The sequence below is a fragment of the Tunturibacter empetritectus genome, assembly GCF_040358985.1.
GTDB classification, from domain to species: domain Bacteria; phylum Acidobacteriota; class Terriglobia; order Terriglobales; family Acidobacteriaceae; genus Edaphobacter; species Edaphobacter empetritectus.
This window is the reverse complement of sequence record NZ_CP132932.1, coordinates 1,356,885-1,373,197: the sequence shown is the minus strand read 5'-3', so window position 1 is coordinate 1,373,197 and position 16,313 is coordinate 1,356,885. Positions and strand designations below refer to the sequence as shown.

Genomic DNA, 16,313 nt, shown 5'->3' with positions numbered 1-16,313 from the left:
CCGTGAAGATCTCTCCTGTCGCACTTCTGCATAAGTTGAATGTCGTGATGCTTGCGGCACTGAAGCCGCTTGGCGTGTGGGGTATCGGCGCGCTGGCGGTGATCGATTCGGCGGCGATTCCGGTGCCGATTGATGCGCTGCTGATCGATTATGTGGTGCACGATAAGTCGCGTTTTCTGCTTTATTGCTTTATGGCAGCAGTGGGCTCTGCGATTGGGAGCCTGTTGCCGTACTACCTGGGGCGCGCGGGCGGGGAGCTGTTTCTGCTGAAGCGGATCAACCGGCAGCGCTATGAGCAGATGCGGGACCGGTTTGAGAAGCAGGAGTTTCTGGCGATCATGATTCCGGCGATGATGCCCCCGCCGACGCCGGTGAAGCTGTTTGAGTTTGCCGCGGGTGTGTTCGAGATGAAGATGCTGTGGTTCTTCAGCGCGATCTGCGTGGGTAAGTTTATTCGGTTTTTGATCTGGGCCATTATCACGATCACTTATGGGCCGGCGATTCTGCATACGATTACGCGCGCGATTCATCAACACCTCGCTTATGTGCTTGGATTCAGCGGTGTTTTGATTGTGCTGCTGCTGGTGTATGTGCTGCGGAAGGTGTTCGACCGGCGACGAGGCACGACGCTTCCGGTGGAAGAGGGTTAATGCTGGATGCGGCCGTCCATCTCCATGCGGACGATGCGGCGGTCGGCGTTGAGGTAGACGGCGCCTGAGAGTGGGGGCTTTTCGCGGCCGGCCAGCAATGGCGTGTCGTAGAAGAAACGCAGGTCGCGAAAGGTGACGGTGGTGAGGCCTTCTTCGTTCGTGCCGATGTCGGTGACTACGGGGTACTGGGACCAGTCGAGGTAGGCCTCGCCGAGCCAACTGCGTTTGGCGACGAGGGTGGCCAGCGTAGTGGGGGGCTTATAGATGACGTCGGGCTGGGTGCTGGTGGTGACTATGCTGTTGAGAGTGTCGATGGTGGCGAGCTGGTAGAACTGCGGAGTTTCGGCGATGGTCTGCCAACGAAAAGGATTGATGGGGTAAGGGCTGGCGAAGACGCGGGAGACGGGGGATTCGTTGTAGTCGGCGGATTGGGCTAATTGGAGGGCTTTGGCGTGTTCTACGAAGCGGAGGGTCCAGAGGGCAATGATGGCGAGGAGAGCGAAGATGGCCCAGCCTCGTCCGCGGAAGGCTTGTTTGCGTGCGCCTACTTCGCTGTTGATGAGGCCGAAGAGAGAGGGCGCGATGAGGGCGAGGAGCAGGATGAGAAAGAGGACGGGCTCGAAGATGAAGACGATGGAGCCGGAGTACCAGCGGGGGTTGAAGGGAAAGAAGGGGCGGATGCCGTAGTTGTTGGTCCAGTCGAGCAGGAGGTGGCTGAGCAGGGCGATGAGGGAGAAGCAGTAGAGCAAACCCCAGCGGACGGGGGCGTGATAGTGGGGCAGCGGAGTTGTGGTGGGGTCGTACGGGAGGGTGGGTTCGGGTTGTTTACGGGCTTCGTTGCGGCGGATTCGCCAGCGGTGGAAGAGCCAGACGACTCCGGTGACGATGGCGGCTTCCAAGGGGATGCCGAGGAGGGTATGGGTCCATCCGCGATGATGCTGGAAGGCTGCGATGGGGCCGCGGATGGACCAGAGGGTGTCGAGGTCGGGGGCTTCGGCGGCGAGGGTCATCGCTGCGGTGGCGTAGGCTGCTTTACGATTGAAGCCCGCGTGGGAGAGGACGGCTCCGGTCATGAGGTGAGTGATGGGTTCCATGCTGATGCGATGTTAGCTTGTTTCGCGAAGCTGTCCTGCCGGACGGGCCCACTGCGCGTGGGGCGGGCGTTCGCACGCCTTTTTAAAGCTTCGCGTGGTCCTCCCGTTGGTCGGGATCATTTTTCTTGCGACCAACGGGAGCGCCAACCGAAGGGGTACACGCGTCACGAAGTGACCGCTCCACGCGCAGTGGGCCCGTCCTGCCGGACATGAGCTTGGTAGAATCAAGTTGTCTATGCCTACTTTGACCGCGCTCTCACCCGAGATTCTTGCCAAATATCAGCCCGTGATTGGGCTGGAGGTTCACGTTCAGCTTTTGACCAAGTCGAAGGCTTTCTGCGGATGCGTGAATAAATATGGCGGAGAGCCGAATACGCATTGCTGTCCGACCTGCCTGGGATTGCCGGGAGCGCTGCCGGTGTTGAATCGGAGGGCGGTGGCGTTTGCGGTGCTGGCGGCGAAGGCGATCAACTGTGAGATTCGCGAGACCAGTATCTTTTCGCGGAAGAACTATTTTTATCCGGATTCGCCGAAGGGGTACCAGATCTCGCAGTTCGATAGGCCGATTGCGGAGCATGGTTGGGTAGAGGTGCCTTCGTTCGATGCGAGCGGTGCGGCGGTGACGAAGCGGATCGGCGTGACGCGGCTGCATATGGAAGAGGATGCGGGGAAGAGCATTCATGATGGATTTGCGGATTCGGTGTCGAAGACTTATATCGACCTGAACCGGTGCGGGACGCCGCTGGTGGAGATTGTGAGTGAACCGGATCTGCGGACGGCGGATGAGGTGTTTGAGTATCTGACGAAGTTGAAGGAGATTCTGCTCTACACCGGCGTGAGCGATTGCAATATGGAGGAAGGCTCGCTGCGCTGCGATGCGAACGTCAGCGTCATGCTGAAGGGCGCGAAAGAGTTTGGGACGAAGGCTGAGGTGAAGAACGTCAACAGCTTCCGATATATTCGCGCTGCGGTGGAGTATGAGATTGAGCGCCAGATTGGCGTGCTCGAAGACGGTGGGCGGGTGGTGCAGGAGTCGCGGCTTTGGAGTAGCGCGGAGGGGCGGACTTACTCAATGCGGAGTAAGGAGCAGGCGCATGACTATCGGTACTTCCCGGAGCCGGATCTACCGCCGCTGGTGGTTGGTGCGGAGTGGCAGGCTGAGATTCTGAAGATGATGCCGGAGTTGCCGGAGGCTCGGCGAGCGCGAATGATTGCGGAGTATGAGATTTCGGTGCAGGACGCGGCTACGCTGACGGCGACGCGTGAGTTTGCGGACAAGTTTGAAGATGCGGCGAAGAAGGCGAAGAGTCCTCGGCGCGTGGCGTCGCTGCTGACGAGCGAGTTGACGATGCGGTTGCGGGCAGCGGGGCTGGAGCTGGAGCAGTCGCCGGTGTCGATGGCGGGTGTGGTGATGGCGGCGGACCTCGCGGAGTCGGGGGAGCTGTCGAGCAAGATGCTGAAGCAGTTGCTGGATATGGCGTTTGAGAAGAACGAAGACTTTCCTGTTGTGTACGAGCGGGAGAAGCCGCAGCAGATCTCGGATACGGGTGCGATTGAAGCGATGATCGATGAGGTGATCGCAGCGAATGCGAAGCAGGTGGAGCAGTATCGCGGGGGGAAGAAGACGGTGGCTGCGTTCTTTATCGGCCAGGTGATGAGGCTGTCGAAGGGACAGGTAAATCCGGCGCTTCTGAATGAGCTGGTGACGAAGAAGCTAGATGCGTTGGGGTAGAAGATAGGTCCTGCCGGACGGGCCCACTGCGCGTGGGGCGGGCGTTCACACGCCTTTTTAAAGCTTCGCGTGGTCCTCCCGCTGGTCGGCACAATCTTCCCTCCGACCAACGGGAGGATCGTTGTCTTCCACTTGCCACATCAAGGTATACGCGTCACGAAGTGACCGCTCCACGCGCAGTGGGACCGTCCGGCAGGACATGAATCTTTTCTTAGGGTTTAATGGGCGGATGTGTTTGAGGAATGTTTGTCGTGGGGTGTGTGTGAGCATTTTGCTTGCTCTTTTTGGGTGCCGGAGCGAGGCTCCGTATGTTGTGCCGGAGGAGCCGATGCCGGCGAACACCGTGATGCTGTCGCAGATGATGCGGCAGTTGTCGGCTACGCCTGGATTTACCGATGCGATGCTCGCGCAGTTGGATAAGAACGGAAAGAAGGGGCCGGCGTTGATGACGCCGGCGCTGGTGAAGCGGCTTCGCGAGTTGATCCTCGGGAAAGACTGGCAGGGTCTGGACCGGTTTCCCGGGTGGACGATGCAGGCGATCAATCCCACGGTGAGAGTTGCTGGCCGCGTGGTTGCCAAAGATCAGAAGATGGATGGTTTGGCGGAGCGGCATCCGGGGGCGCCGGATACAACTGCAAATGCAACAACGAAAGCAAATGCGGGGGTTCTTCGCTCCGCTCAGAATGACAAGGAGGGAGAGTCAGCAGCTCTGACAGCTTATGTCGATCTTGGCGACTATTCGCTGGTGAAGGCTGAGGTGGTCAATCTGGACACCCCATCGAAGCTGCCGGGATTCACGACAGATGGATTGGTGAGCGAGCTTGGTGCCGGGGTTGTTCGAGGAGATGGGGCGAATGCGACGCTTGCGCCAATGCATGCTGAGAGTCAGAGGCTGGCGGATGTGCTGAACCGGCTGAGCCTGAATGGGCTGGATGGTACTGCTCCTATGGTGGTTACAATTGAAGGACAGGATGTGAAGACGCCGCAGGATTTGGTGAAAGCGCTGATGGCTGCTGGACACACTGTGGTGGTGGCAGATGCGCGCTACTTCGCTAACTTCGGGCACTTTCATTACAAGGGACAGGATGTAATGATGCCGTTCTGGGTGGACTCTCAGATCCGCATACCGGGGACGAGACGTCCGCTTCTGGTTCCGGTGAGCCATGCTGAATATGAGTGGGAGTTTCGCGGGCCGAAGGTGAATGCGAATGTGAGTTGGTACTTCGGCATCGACGGCAAGGCGGAGTTTCGCACGATGGACACGCAGGATCAGTCCTGGGTGCTGGGGCGTCACGCGCATGAGTACGCGCAGGCGGATGCGGTGGAGGTGACGCGGCTGGCGGGGAAGATGTCGATTGCGTATATGCATCAGCACCTGGCGCGGCCTGAGCTTCCGTTTGGCGGGTATTATCTGCTTGGAGTTTGCCAGGATGGCGTTGCGGCGATTGAGAGGAAGATGACGGGGAACGACACTCTGTTTCCCAACACGGCGGATGGTGCACTGTTTGATGATCCACGCGATGCGGAGATCAATGAACTGATCAAGGCAATTCCGAAGGACCGGGAGGGAGGCGCGCCGGCACCTGAACGGATCTTCGGGTCTCTGCCGGTTACGGATTTTGATTTGATCACAATTCCTGGTTTCGCGGCTGATCTAAAGCTGGTGCATGCGGCGTGGCAGGATGGATCGCTGGAGCGGACTCCCTCGTGGGTTAGAAAAGTGACGTTGAGAGTTGTTGGTGTGGCAGCTTTAGGGATGCTGATGGGAGTTGTGGTTTGGCGAAGAAGGCGAAATAGTTGAAGCTGGTTGATGTCGTTTGAGGTGCGGTGACGAACTGTTGATGCAACGTGCGGTGGCCATAAGGACTCCTAGTGGGAGGAGGAACCTCGATGACTACAAAGAAGGCAACGACAAAGAAGTCAGTGAGTAAGAAGACAGCTTTAAAGAAGACGGCAGCTAAGAAGGCTCCGGCAAAGAAGAGTTCAGTAAAGAAAAGCCCGGGGCGGAAGTACAGTCCTTCGGCCAGCAAAAACGTTGAGACCGAGATGCGCGAGATGAAGAAGGGCACGCTGAAGAGCGGTCGCAGCGGGAAGAAGGTGACCAATCCGAAGCAGGCGATTGCGATTGGTTTGTCAGAGGCGCGGCGGGCCGGGAAGAAGGTTCCGCCGCCACCGGAGAAAGGGTAAGGATGACTGAGCTCGAGAGGTACCGCGCGATGCTGGAGGTCGCGTTGGAAGAGGCCCGCACCGGGCGGAACGAGGGTGGTGTTCCGATCGGTGCGGCGTTGTTCGATGGGGAGGGCAGGCTGCTGGCATCGGGAAGAAATCGCCGGGTGCAACAGGATGACCCGTCGGTGCATGGAGAGACCGATGCCTTTCGCCGCGCAGGCCGGCAGCGATCTTATAAGGACAAGGTGATGGTGACTACGCTTGCTCCCTGCTGGTACTGCAGTGGGCTGATTCGGCAGTTTGGTATTCGCACCCTGGTGGTTGGGGAGAGCAGGAATTTTGCTGGCGGGGTGGGGTGGCTGAAGGAGCTTGGTGTTAAGGTGATCGATCTTGATTCGCAGGAGTGTTCGGATCTGTTGACCGGGTTTATTGCGGAGAAGCCTGAGATCTGGAACGAGGATATCGGTGAGGAGTAAAGGCTCTTTGGCAGAGATCACTCTCGCGTGAAGATGCTCTTCGATATGGAATGATGGAGAGATGAGCATAGAGTCAGGGAGCGGATTTGGGTGCAGGGTTTGCGGCGAACGACATGCTCTGCCGTTGAGTTACAGTGTCAAGGCTCCGCTGGCCGTGGGTGCTATTCCAGCGGAGGAGTTTGATCAGCGAGTGGTGATAACTCCCGACCAGTGTGTGATCGATGGCAGGGACTTTTATCTCCGCGGACGTATTCTGGTGCCGGTGATTGGACTGGAGGAGCCGTTTGTCTGGGGGATCTGGGCGGAGGTGAGTCCAAAGAACTTTGTGCGGACGAATGAACTGTGGGTTGTTGAGGGGCGGGAGAAGGAGCCAGCGTTTCCGGGATGGCTGAATTCGCAGCTCCCGGTCTTTGGCGATACCTACAACCTTGAAGTGAGCGTGCAGACACAGCCGGTTGGGCAGCGGCCGCAGTTTACGATTGTCGATCAGGATCATCCGCTGGCAAGGGAGCAGAGGGATGGGATTACGATGGAGAGGGTGGAAGACATTGCGGTGAGGATGCTGCATCCGGTCCTGCCGGACGGGCCCGCTGCGCGCGGCGCGGTCACTTCGTGACTTGTGTACCTTTTTCTCGGTTGGTAACCGGCGAGGGTCTCCTCTGTCTGCGTGGCTTTAGATTGCCGAGGATTGGCGACGCGTGGTAAAGCCAAACCATGCAATGCCGGCAAGGATGTAAACGAGGTATACGTACGGCAGCCAGTTGTAAGGACGCTCGGGGACCGGATAGAGGGTTCCGGCGATTGCGAGGACGATGGCGAGCGTGGTGGCGATGGAGAGGATCAGCGAAGCGCTGGTGAGGTGGTGGTTGCGCTTGAGATAGAGGCCCAGCGCGATTGCGGCGAGACCGTAGGTGGTGAGGAAGCCATAGACGGCGAGAGAGCCCATCCAGCCATAGATATCGGTTCCGGCGACGCCGCGGAGAGCGAGGATCGTCACAGGAAGCGCGGTGAAGACTCCGGAGACGACGACTGCTGAGCCTGGAGTGGCGTTTTTGCGGTGGGCCAGTCCTAGTCGCTGGGGGACCAGGCCGTTGTGGCCCATGCGCATGAGCACGCGTGCGGCCGCAGTAATGCAGGCGAGGGTACAGGCGAACATGCTGACAAGAGCGCCGAGGTCGATGAAGGGGCCAAGGGGCGTGACACCGGCCAGTGTGGCGAGGACGCGCATGGGGGCGGTGGATTCGCCGAGGTTCTGGTGGGCGGTGTGCATACCCAGGGTTTCGAGATAGGCGCAGAGGATGAAGAAGAGCCCGGTGAAGACGGCGCTCTGGATGACGGCGCGGGGAATGGTGCGGAGCGGATTGGAGGCTTCGGCTCCGAGGGTGGTGGCGCTCTCGAAGCCGACGAAGCTGAAGAGGGCGAGGACGACGCCTAGACGGACGGCTGAGGGCGTGACGCCTTGAAGGTGGAGTTGGGCGTGATCGATGTGGAGGCCGTTGCGCCAGAGCAGGAGCGCGAGCACGATGGCGATGAGCGCGACAGAGGTGGCTTCGATCCAGAGCATGAGGCGGGCGGAGACCTGCACGTCACGATAGGCGATGAAGGTGGAGACGCCGACGCAGAGAATCGCGAGGAGGAAGGTTGGGGCTGACTTGCCGGTGATCGAGAGGAGGAAGACGTTGGCGTAGTTGATGAAGCCCCCTGCGACTGAGGCTCCCGTAGCGATGTAGGCGAGCAAAAGTGCCCAGCCGGCGATGCCGCTGATGGATGGCGGCAGAGATGAGGTGGCGTAGGTGTAGAGCGAGCCGGAGCAGGAGGTGTAACGGGCGAAGCGGCTGATACAGAGAGCGATGAGCAGGATGGCGACGGTGGCGAAGAGGTAGGCGAGCCAGGTTCCGTTGCCGGCGAGGACGAAGACCAGGGGGATGGTCATGGTCGGTGTGGTTGTGGGCGCGATGGTGGAGATGGATTGGGCGAGGGTTTCCATCGGCGAAAGGATGTTCGCGCGTAGACCGGGGACTCGAACGAGGGAGGCTTCGGATTCGGCGACTTGCTCCATTGTGCTTGACCCTTCTTGCGTCGTTGGAAACGGAGATGCGGATGCTGAAGCGTTGCCGGATGATCGAGGCAGAGCTGCTGTTGGCTGGAACGATGACGTGGAGTTAGATCGAGGATAGCCGAAGTTGCCAGTGGCGCGAAGGAGTATCTTGCGCGGATGCCGATGACAGGGAGCTTGCCGTAATCGAATGCAGAGGTTGGTTTACCGGAAAAGGCTAGCTTGTTGCTGCGATCCAACTCTTCAGATGAGTGAAACGGAGAGTTCAAAATCGCAAATTAGGTGTAAGCTTCGGGCGGGTCCCCACACACAAAAACTATGAGGTACGACCATGAAGGCGTTCGCACGTTGTTTCGTCGCTTTGGTACTCACTGCTGCTCCGCTCAGCGGGCTGGCACAACAGTATTACAGTCATGCCGGAGTCACTCGGGCGGTGAAGCTCCGGATTTTGCCCGGGAAGACGAAGGAGTTTTACGAGGCGTTTGCTTATGCCCCTAAGGTCTTCGAGGCCGAAAAGGCAGCTGGCATTATCACGGGATACTCGATCTACACCTCAGTCAACTTCGAAGGGCCGGAGAAGTGGGATGTGATGTATGTGATCTTCTTTAAGAATATGGCGGCACTGGATACGTCCGCGGATCTGGCCGAGCCGATTGTTGCCAAGGTGTACGGCTCGCCCGAGAAGAGAGCAGAGGTGCTCAAGATGAGGGCGGAGAGCACGGAGGTGGTTTCGAGCGAGCTGGTTCGCGAGATTCATCTGAAGCCGCTGCCATAAAACTGAAGCCGCTCCATAAACCGAAGCCGCATCATAAACCGAAATCCGGCGCGCCTGTGCGATTACTTCTTGTCTGACGAGGAGGATGCCGCTGCAGGCGCTGCCGGGGCAGACGGAGCGGTAGCCGGGGTGCTGTTGCCCGAGGAGCTGGAGTCGGTGCTCGACTTTGAACCGCCGGACTTGGAATCACCAGACTTGGAACCTTCAGACTTGGAACCTTCAGACTTGGAATCGCCAGATTTCGAATCGCCGGACTTGGAGTCGCTGGCGCTTGATCCTGAGTTATTGCTGTCGCCGGAGGATTTTGGCTTGGCGTTGCCGTAGCCGTCGGCGTACCAGCCGCCGCCTTTGAAGCTGACGGCAGGGGCGGAGAGGACGCGCTCGAGATGGCCTCCGCAGTGAGGGCAGATGGTGATCTCAGGATCGGAGAACTTCTGGATCTTTTCAGTGTGCTTACGGCAGGTGGTGCATTCGTATTCGTAAAGCGGCATGGGGCAGTTTTCACTTTCTAGTTATAGCTTACTGAAATTTCACACCTGAACGGTTGTAGAGAGCATCTCGCTGATTTCAATAAGCTCGTTTAAAAAGCCTGACTGAGTGTTTCCCAGGATATACAGGAGGTCCTGGGCGCGAGTGAGGCCGACGTAGGCAAGTTTTCTTTCGCTGGCTTCGTCGCGGTTGGGTCTGGGAAGCATTTCGATGCCGACCAGAAAAACGAGTCGAAACTCCATTCCTTTGGTAGATTCGATGGTGGAGAGCTTAAGCGATGGAGAGGAAAGGTTTAACCCCATCTTGCTTTGCCGCGATTCGCTGACCCAATAGAGTTTCTCGTTGCCGAACCGCTTTTCAAACGCGGATGAGAAGCTCTTTGCGAAGTTTGGGGAGACATAAAGCACGGCAACATCACACCAGCTACAAAGGCCCCCGTCGATGTATTCGGATATTTCTTTCAAGATGTATTGGATCTGGTCGACGCTCGCCATTCCGCAGATTATCTGTGGAGGTTGACCGTGACGATTTACATCGACTGGAAAGAGGAGGCTCTCGATGGCAGACTCGGTATCCGGATCAGAGGGGGTGTCCTGAACCTTCGAGAAGTTTCGGGCAAGACTTAGAATTTCGGCAGTATTGCGGTAGCTCCTGTTAAGCGAGACGGGTCGTTTGCCTTGTACCTTGATGCCCACACTCTTGAAGGAGACCTTTCTTCCGAAGATGTTCTGCGCGGGGTCGAGGCAGAAGAGGAGGCTGTCGCTCTTTTCCTCAAGGAGCTCAGTGAGGGATTGCAGCCATTCAACGGCGAAGTCCTGGCCTTCGTCAATCAAGATCGCATCGTATTTTGCAATTGATCCGCTGGCGATGGCCTCGCGAAGGATGACGCCTATTCGTTCGTCCCATTGTTCTTGGGTCTCAGAGTCGCGCCGCTGCAGGCTTGCTCCTGTGAGCTCTTTGACGAGGCCGTGATAGAGAAAGACCTCGATGCCGATGTGCTCCGATTCGGGCTCAGAGATCGTAAGCAGCTGCTGAATGTACTGGCGAAGAGAGATGTTGTAACAGACGATGAGAATTCGCCAGTTGGGCTGAAGCTTTTTGAGATACTTGGCGCGACAGGAGAGGACGAGAGTTTTGCCGCTACCTGCAACACCCTTCAGAATGCGATGCCCTTCCAGGATGCTCTTCGCGGTTCTCTCCTGTTCGAGATCAAGGGCTCTGATCATGGCGCTCTGATCGGGGTCACGCAGGACGCATGCGTTATCGGAGCGCACGTTGTTAATCCGGACCTCGGGAAAGATGAGGTAGCGAAGTGTTTTGAGATCATCGGCGGTCAGAGGATCGAAGGGGAACGTAATGACAAAAGTCTTTTTCAGCTTGGAGACTAACTTCCGCCTCGATTCCTTGGAGTCGAAGGTATCCGTGAGATCGTCGCTGAAGAAGCAAAAGACGGGACCGAGTGCGCGGATGATGCCGGAATCTCCAGCTTGTTTGCGGGTGATCTGGGTGAAGGCAGCGCAGTACCCAATCGGAAACCGGATATTGCCCTGGTTGGGGCCATCTTTGTGACGCAGTTCGGGAGATTTCTGGATCAGCTCCTTAAATTTGATAAAGCATTTTCGTGCCTGTTCGACGGGGCTATCTTGTGTTTTGAGAACATTATCCCAGCGAATCGTCCACCGCTCAGGGTTGAGATCGACAATCTGCTTGAGACCCCAATCTTTTACTTCAATGACGAGAAGTCCCAGATCTTGAGACCAGACAAGAAAGTCGGGGCGCTTCTTTACGGCTTTCGGTTCGAACCAGACGATAAACTCTTCGTCCGGGAGTAAAGCGTCTCGGAGCACTTTGAAGACGCGCTTCTCGCCCGACGTTGCTTCTTTCATCGCGGCGATCGACTCTGGAATCATTTCCGCCATGCTGTAAATTCCTTTTGGGATGCTTAGCCGCTCCGGGCGAACAGCCAAGGGTTAGCAATAAATGATGCGATAGAGTCAGACAACGATGTAAGAAGTATCGACCCGGTTAGAGCTTGCCCAGTTCGATGAGGCGGACGCTGGCGATAGCTTCTACTTTGCGCAGGGCTTCGACGGCGGCGGTGGCTGAGGCTGCCTTGGGGACGTCGATCTGCACGACGGCGAGGGCCTGGCCCTGTGGAACGCAATGACTTTGCGTGGAGTGTGCACGGCCCAGGGCGAAGTTGGCGATGTTGACCGAGTGCTCGCCGAGGATGGTTCCGATGCGGCCGACGACGCCGGGGACGTCGTGGTTGCGAATGGCGACGAGGGTGCCGTGGAGCGGGGCTTCGATGTCGATGCCGTCGTAGGTGAGTAGGCGGGGCGAGGTGCCGTGGAGGACGGTGGCGGAGGCGCTGGCGTCACCGGCCTTCTCTCCAGTGGCAGCCCCGGAGGAGTGGAGCACGATCTTGAGCACAGAGCCTGCGCCGCCGATCGTGAACTCCTTCTTGTCCTCCTGAATGCGGATGCCGCGCTCAGCTGCGATGGCGGCGGCGTTGATACGGTTGGCGGTGCTGCCTCCGTCTGTTCCTGAGAAGATGCCGGCCAGGGCAGCGTTGCGGATAAGGTCGGTTTTGCCGGAGGCGATGCGGCCGGTGTAGGTGATCTGGATGTTTTCGAGGTTGCCGGGTGTCGCATGCGAGAGAAATTGACCGAGGCGTTCGGCCATCTCGATGTAGGGAGCAATCTCTTTGTACTCCTCGTGCGAGAGCGAGGGCAGGTTGACGGCGTTCTGGACGACGCCGAGCTTGAGGTAGTCGCGGACCTGCATGGCGAGTTGGATGCCGATGGCCTCCTGGGCTTCGTCGGTTGCGCCGGCGATGTGGGGGGAGAGGAGGACGTTATCCAGATCGTAGAAGGGCGACTCTTTGAGCGGCTCCTGATGGAAGACATCGAGAGCTGCGCCGCCGACGTGGCCGGATTTGATGGCGTCGGCGAGGGCCTGCTCGACGATGAGCTCGCCGCGGGCGCAGTTGATGATGCGGATGCCCTTCTTCATGATCTTGATGGAAGTGGCGTTGATAAGGCCCTCGGTCTGGGTGGTGAGGCCGACATGGAGGGTGAGGTAGTCGGAGGTTTTGAAGATCTCGTCGATGGGGACGAGAGTGACGTTGTTCTCGCGGGCGATGACCGGGGCGACGAAGGGGTCGTAGCCGATGATCTCCATGCCGAAGCTGGCGGCGCGACGGGCGACTTCGAGTCCGATCCGGCCCAGGCCTACGATGCCGAGCGTCTTGCCGCGGAGTTCCTGGCCCTGAAGGGTTTTCTTGTCCCACTTGGCCTGGTGCATGGTGGAGTTGGCGCGTGGGATGGAGCGGGCGAGCGAGATCATGAGGCCGAGGGTGAGTTCGGCGACGGCGACGGCGTTGGCGCCGGGGGTGTTCATGACGACGATGCCGCGATGGGTGGCGGCATCGGTGTCGATGTTGTCGACGCCTACGCCGGCGCGGCCGATGACGCGGAGCTTGGGGGCAGCGGCAAGGAGCTTGGCGTCGGCCTGAACGGCGGAGCGGACGACGAGGGCGTCGGCATCGGCTAGCTCGGCGGCGAGGCCGTTTTTGATCTGGTCGGGGGTGACGATCTGCCAGCCTGGTTCTTGTTGGAAGACGGCGAGGGTTGCAGGGGAGACTTTTTCGGCGAGAACGATCTTCATGGAGCTCCGTAAGCGCAATTAAGGTTAAGACTTAGTTTAGTCGACAAGGCGTTATCGAGTGGAATGAGAACAAAAGGGTGTTTGTTCTGAAAAGATTAGAGCGCCTTGTCTTCGCTCTGATAGATCTTGTTGAGGCTCTGCATGAGATCTCTGAGGTAGTGGACATCTGTCAAAGTCTGCTTTGAATTGACGATGGCTTCATCGATCTCCTCCGGTTGGAGATCCTCGACTTTGCGTGTCGCAACAGGGCGCCCACATTTGTACACGTCGCGAATGTAGACCCAGGCCTGATCGTTCACCAGCGACTGTTGGCTATAGATTACGGAATAATCCTCAGCCGTTTCGTAGGACATCAGGGCGATCGCCCCGGTGTTGCGTGCCGTATCCCAGGCTGCTGATTGCAGTCCGTTCCACTCCCACTGCAGTCCGAATTTTTCGGTCGGGACGCGATGAGCTTTGAGGTCGGCGAGAATTTTCAGATTATCTTCCATTCGATGTTCGATCTCGGCTAGTTGCTTCTCGTCCGCTGCCAGGGTCTGGCGGTTGTCCTGGATCTCCGAGTGGAGATTGTCCTCTGCCTGATGGAGGAGATGTCGGTGATGGAAGTACTCCACGGTCTGTTCAAGGCCTATGGCGATAAGCAGTCCGATTACGATGGTGGCAATGTGGATGAAGAAGTCTTTCCAGCTATGTGCGGCCTGGTGTGGCGGATGAACGTCGAGAATGGCGGGCTCCATTTCTGCCCCTAGGGGCTGAGGCGTGCTCGGCGTCGGATTGGGTGTCGACTCAGACAAAAAAGTGAGGTACGAAGGAGCTTAGATTATCAGTGATGGGGTTGAAGGACTCGCGGACGCCGAGGCCGCAGCAGTCCTGGTCGATCATCCAAAGGCCGAGGACAGTGTGGCGATGGTCAAAGACCGCGTCGGGGGCGAGCGCCTGAATGATTTGTTTGCCGTTGTAGGGACCAGGGGTGGTGGCGCTGTTTACGCCTTCGCGAACGAGAGTGATGTTGGCGCCTTCACGGGACATGAGCGGCTTGCGGACAAAGTTGCGAAGCTGAGCGGCGTTGGGGTCGTCGGCAAAGTGGGATTCGAGGAGGAGCTCGTGATTAGGGTAGAGCTGCCATAGGATAGGCAGGATGCCTTTGTTGGAGAGCAGCATCTTCCAGATGGGTTCGATCCAGCGGGTGCTGGGGTAGGTGTCGATGGCGTGAGGGGCAAACTCCTCTTGGAGCATGGCCTCCCACGGGTAGAGCTTGAAGACGGAGAACATGGGATGCTCGTCGGGGTCGAGGAAGAGCTGCTGCTCGTCGTTCCAGCCGATCTCGTTCATGAACATCTGTAGGGTGTCGAGACCTGCTTGCTGTGCGGTGTCGCGGAGGTAGGTGACGGTGAGCTGGTCTTCGGGGTTGTCGAGCGCTGCGAAGTAGATGGGCTTGGAGAGGTAGGGGTCGATGTCCTTCCACTTGGCGATGAGTTTTTCGTGGATGGAGTTGAACTGGTCCGGCTTGGTGGAGACAAGCGACGAGGGCATGTCTTTGAGCCAGTGCCATTGCACAACGCCGGCTTCGAGGAGCGAGGTAGGAGTGTCGGCGTTGTACTCGAGGAGCTTGGGGACTTGGCCTGATTGTGCGCCAGCCCAGCTTAGGTCGAAGCGGCCGTAGAGCGCGGGTGGCTCGTTGCTCCAGGCCCACTCTATGGCTTCGATGGCGAAGGCGGGGATGTCGAGTTCGGCGTAGCGTTTTTGGTCGATGATGTGCTGGGCGGCGGCGAGGCACATCTCTTGCAGCTTGTAGCCGGCGGCTTCGAGAGTGTCGATCTCGGCGGCGGTGAAGCTGTAGGCGGCTGACTCGTCCCAGTAGGGAGTGCCGTTTTCGAGGGTGTGGAAGGTGAGGCCGACGGACTCGACTTTTTGTTGCCAGTTGTCGCGGGGAGTGAGGGTGATGCGCTGCATGGTCTCCTGTGTTATTGCTTGCGTCTTTATTCGCCTGCGCCGCCGCCGTGAGCTCCACCTTCGCCCCCGCTGCTGTGGCTTCCGCCTTCGGAGAACGAGCTCCCGAAGCCTCCGCGAATGGTGACGCCGGAGCGGTTGGCGTAGCTGCGGCCGGAGACAGGAGCATAGCCTCCGCCGCCGACTACGCTGCCGAGGCCGTAGCCTCCCCAACCGCCGTAGTAGTAACGATAGGGGATGAGGACAGGAAGGAAGCCGCCGTGGCCATCGGAGCGTTGCAGTACGCCCTGCTGATTGGCAGGAAGATTGGCGCAGAGGTTGTCGTCCACGACGTGGTTGTTCTCGTCGACGCAGCGCTGCATCTGGGGTTTCTGACAACCGGCAAGCATGGAGAGTGCGGCTGCGGCTAGAAGTGGGGCGGCGACTTGGTTTGAGCGGCGCATGATGAGTAGTTTCGGTGTAGCTGAAAGAGTAGCAGGCGGCTACTTTGATTTTGGGATGATTTTTATCTCGAAGACTGTGGGCCATTGCTTGCCGGTGACGAAGAGGCGGTCTTTCTTTGCGTCGTAGGCGATGCCGTTGAGGACGGACTCGGCGTTGACGCGCTGGTCCTCGAGGAGGAGACCTGTGAGGTTGATCCACGCGATGACGTGTCCGTCGATCGGCGAGATGCGGGCGATGCGGTCAGAGTGCCAGACATTGGCGTAGATCTCGCCTTTGATGTACTCGAGTTCATTTAACTGGTCGATGGTTTTGGGGCCGTCTTTGACGACGATGTGGCGGGTCTCGTCGAAGGTGTCGGGGTTGCGGAAGCGAAGGGTGGCGGTGCCGTCGCTGGTGATGAGCTCCTTTGCGCTGCGAGTGATGCCCCAGCCCTCGCCGTCGTAGTGAAACTGGCTCACAATGCGCAGGGAGAAGCGATCGAGCACAAAACCAGTGTGGGATTGCCAGGTCCATTGCAGGAGGTCCGGGCCCCAGTCGATGATGCCTTCGCCAAAATACTTCGAGGGTAGATCGAAACGCTGAACCGGGATGCCGGTCTCGGGCTGCGTCACGACTATGCCAGAGTGGCCGTTGAGGCCGATGCCCTCGTAGAAGAGACCGTTGAGGTAGAAGAAGCCTTCGGTGTAGCTGTCGGTGGAGTGCGGATATTTGGCGATGATTTTGTAGCCATAGATGGGAGCGGCGGCACAGGGTAGGGTGAGGGCGAAGAGAAGACAGAGTTTGTGGAGCATCAGGCTTGGCTATGGGAG

General features: G+C 58.5%; 16 protein-coding genes. 7 read left to right on the top strand and 9 right to left on the bottom strand.

Annotated elements, in window-relative coordinates; translation table 11 throughout:
- The first annotated feature begins 2 nt into the window (after positions 1–2).
- The gene (locus RBB75_RS05645) at positions 3–650 is read left to right on the top strand and encodes a YqaA family protein (protein ID WP_353069825.1); all 648 of its coding nucleotides are present in this window, start codon (positions 3–5) and stop codon (positions 648–650) included.
- Here the strand turns inward: RBB75_RS05645 and RBB75_RS05640 are convergent.
- The gene (locus tag RBB75_RS05640) at positions 647–1,744 is read right to left on the bottom strand and encodes a metal-dependent hydrolase (RefSeq protein ID WP_353069824.1); all 1,098 of its coding nucleotides are present in this window, start codon (positions 1,742–1,744) and stop codon (positions 647–649) included. The genes RBB75_RS05645 and RBB75_RS05640 overlap by 4 nt on opposite strands.
- Before the next feature lie 235 nt (positions 1,745–1,979).
- On the opposite strand from RBB75_RS05640, the gene gatB reads away from it, so the two are divergent.
- From gatB to RBB75_RS05615, 5 genes are all read left to right on the top strand, one after another.
- Positions 1,980–3,476 carry an Asp-tRNA(Asn)/Glu-tRNA(Gln) amidotransferase subunit GatB gene (gene gatB, locus RBB75_RS05635; protein WP_353069823.1) on the top strand — a complete coding sequence of 499 codons (1,497 nt, stop codon included), beginning with the start codon at positions 1,980–1,982 and terminating at the stop codon, positions 3,474–3,476.
- 262 nt (positions 3,477–3,738) lie between these two features.
- A complete protein-coding gene (locus tag RBB75_RS05630) occupies positions 3,739–5,277 on the top strand; it encodes a hypothetical protein (protein WP_353069822.1) in 1,539 nt (512 codons plus the stop codon).
- Positions 5,278–5,366: 89 nt separating this feature from the next.
- A complete protein-coding gene (locus RBB75_RS05625; RefSeq protein WP_353069821.1) occupies positions 5,367–5,663 on the top strand; it encodes a DUF6496 domain-containing protein in 297 nt (98 codons plus the stop codon).
- 2 nt (positions 5,664–5,665) lie between these two features.
- The gene (locus RBB75_RS05620) at positions 5,666–6,121 is read left to right on the top strand and encodes a nucleoside deaminase (RefSeq protein ID WP_353069820.1); all 456 of its coding nucleotides are present in this window, start codon (positions 5,666–5,668) and stop codon (positions 6,119–6,121) included.
- Between the two features lie 61 nt (positions 6,122–6,182).
- The gene (locus tag RBB75_RS05615; protein ID WP_353069819.1) at positions 6,183–6,737 is read left to right on the top strand and encodes a DUF2199 domain-containing protein; all 555 of its coding nucleotides are present in this window, start codon (positions 6,183–6,185) and stop codon (positions 6,735–6,737) included.
- Between the two features lie 57 nt (positions 6,738–6,794).
- Here the strand turns inward: RBB75_RS05615 and RBB75_RS05610 are convergent, their stop codons facing one another.
- The gene (locus tag RBB75_RS05610; protein ID WP_353069818.1) at positions 6,795–8,180 is read right to left on the bottom strand and encodes an APC family permease; all 1,386 of its coding nucleotides are present in this window, start codon (positions 8,178–8,180) and stop codon (positions 6,795–6,797) included.
- A 328-nt stretch (positions 8,181–8,508) separates the two neighbouring features.
- Here RBB75_RS05610 and RBB75_RS05605 point away from each other — a divergent pair, with 328 nt between their 5' ends.
- Positions 8,509–8,952, top strand: coding sequence for a hypothetical protein (locus RBB75_RS05605; RefSeq protein ID WP_353069817.1), 444 nt, complete (start codon positions 8,509–8,511; stop codon positions 8,950–8,952).
- Positions 8,953–9,014: 62 nt separating this feature from the next.
- Here RBB75_RS05605 and RBB75_RS05600 read toward each other — a convergent pair whose 3' ends face one another.
- From RBB75_RS05600 to RBB75_RS05570, 7 genes are all read right to left on the bottom strand, one after another.
- Complete coding sequence (locus tag RBB75_RS05600; protein ID WP_353069816.1) at positions 9,015–9,443, bottom strand: FmdB family zinc ribbon protein; 429 nt, start codon at positions 9,441–9,443, stop codon at positions 9,015–9,017.
- A gap of 39 nt (positions 9,444–9,482) precedes the next feature.
- A complete protein-coding gene (locus RBB75_RS05595) occupies positions 9,483–11,360 on the bottom strand; it encodes a DEAD/DEAH box helicase (protein WP_353069815.1) in 1,878 nt (625 codons plus the stop codon).
- A 106-nt stretch (positions 11,361–11,466) separates the two neighbouring features.
- The gene (gene serA / locus RBB75_RS05590; protein ID WP_179639703.1) at positions 11,467–13,110 is read right to left on the bottom strand and encodes a phosphoglycerate dehydrogenase; all 1,644 of its coding nucleotides are present in this window, start codon (positions 13,108–13,110) and stop codon (positions 11,467–11,469) included.
- 95 nt (positions 13,111–13,205) lie between these two features.
- Positions 13,206–13,847, bottom strand: a complete 642-nt coding sequence (locus RBB75_RS05585; protein ID WP_353069814.1) for a hypothetical protein — start codon at positions 13,845–13,847, stop codon at positions 13,206–13,208.
- Positions 13,848–13,896: 49 nt separating this feature from the next.
- Complete coding sequence (locus RBB75_RS05580) at positions 13,897–15,063, bottom strand: glutathionylspermidine synthase family protein (protein ID WP_353069813.1); 1,167 nt, start codon at positions 15,061–15,063, stop codon at positions 13,897–13,899.
- A 26-nt stretch (positions 15,064–15,089) separates the two neighbouring features.
- Positions 15,090–15,503, bottom strand: a complete 414-nt coding sequence (locus RBB75_RS05575; RefSeq protein ID WP_353069812.1) for a hypothetical protein — start codon at positions 15,501–15,503, stop codon at positions 15,090–15,092.
- Between the two features lie 39 nt (positions 15,504–15,542).
- Positions 15,543–16,295: a glutaminyl-peptide cyclotransferase gene (locus RBB75_RS05570; protein WP_353069811.1), complete on the bottom strand. Its 753-nt coding sequence runs from the start codon at positions 16,293–16,295 to the stop codon at positions 15,543–15,545.
- Positions 16,296–16,313 lie beyond the last annotated feature (18 nt).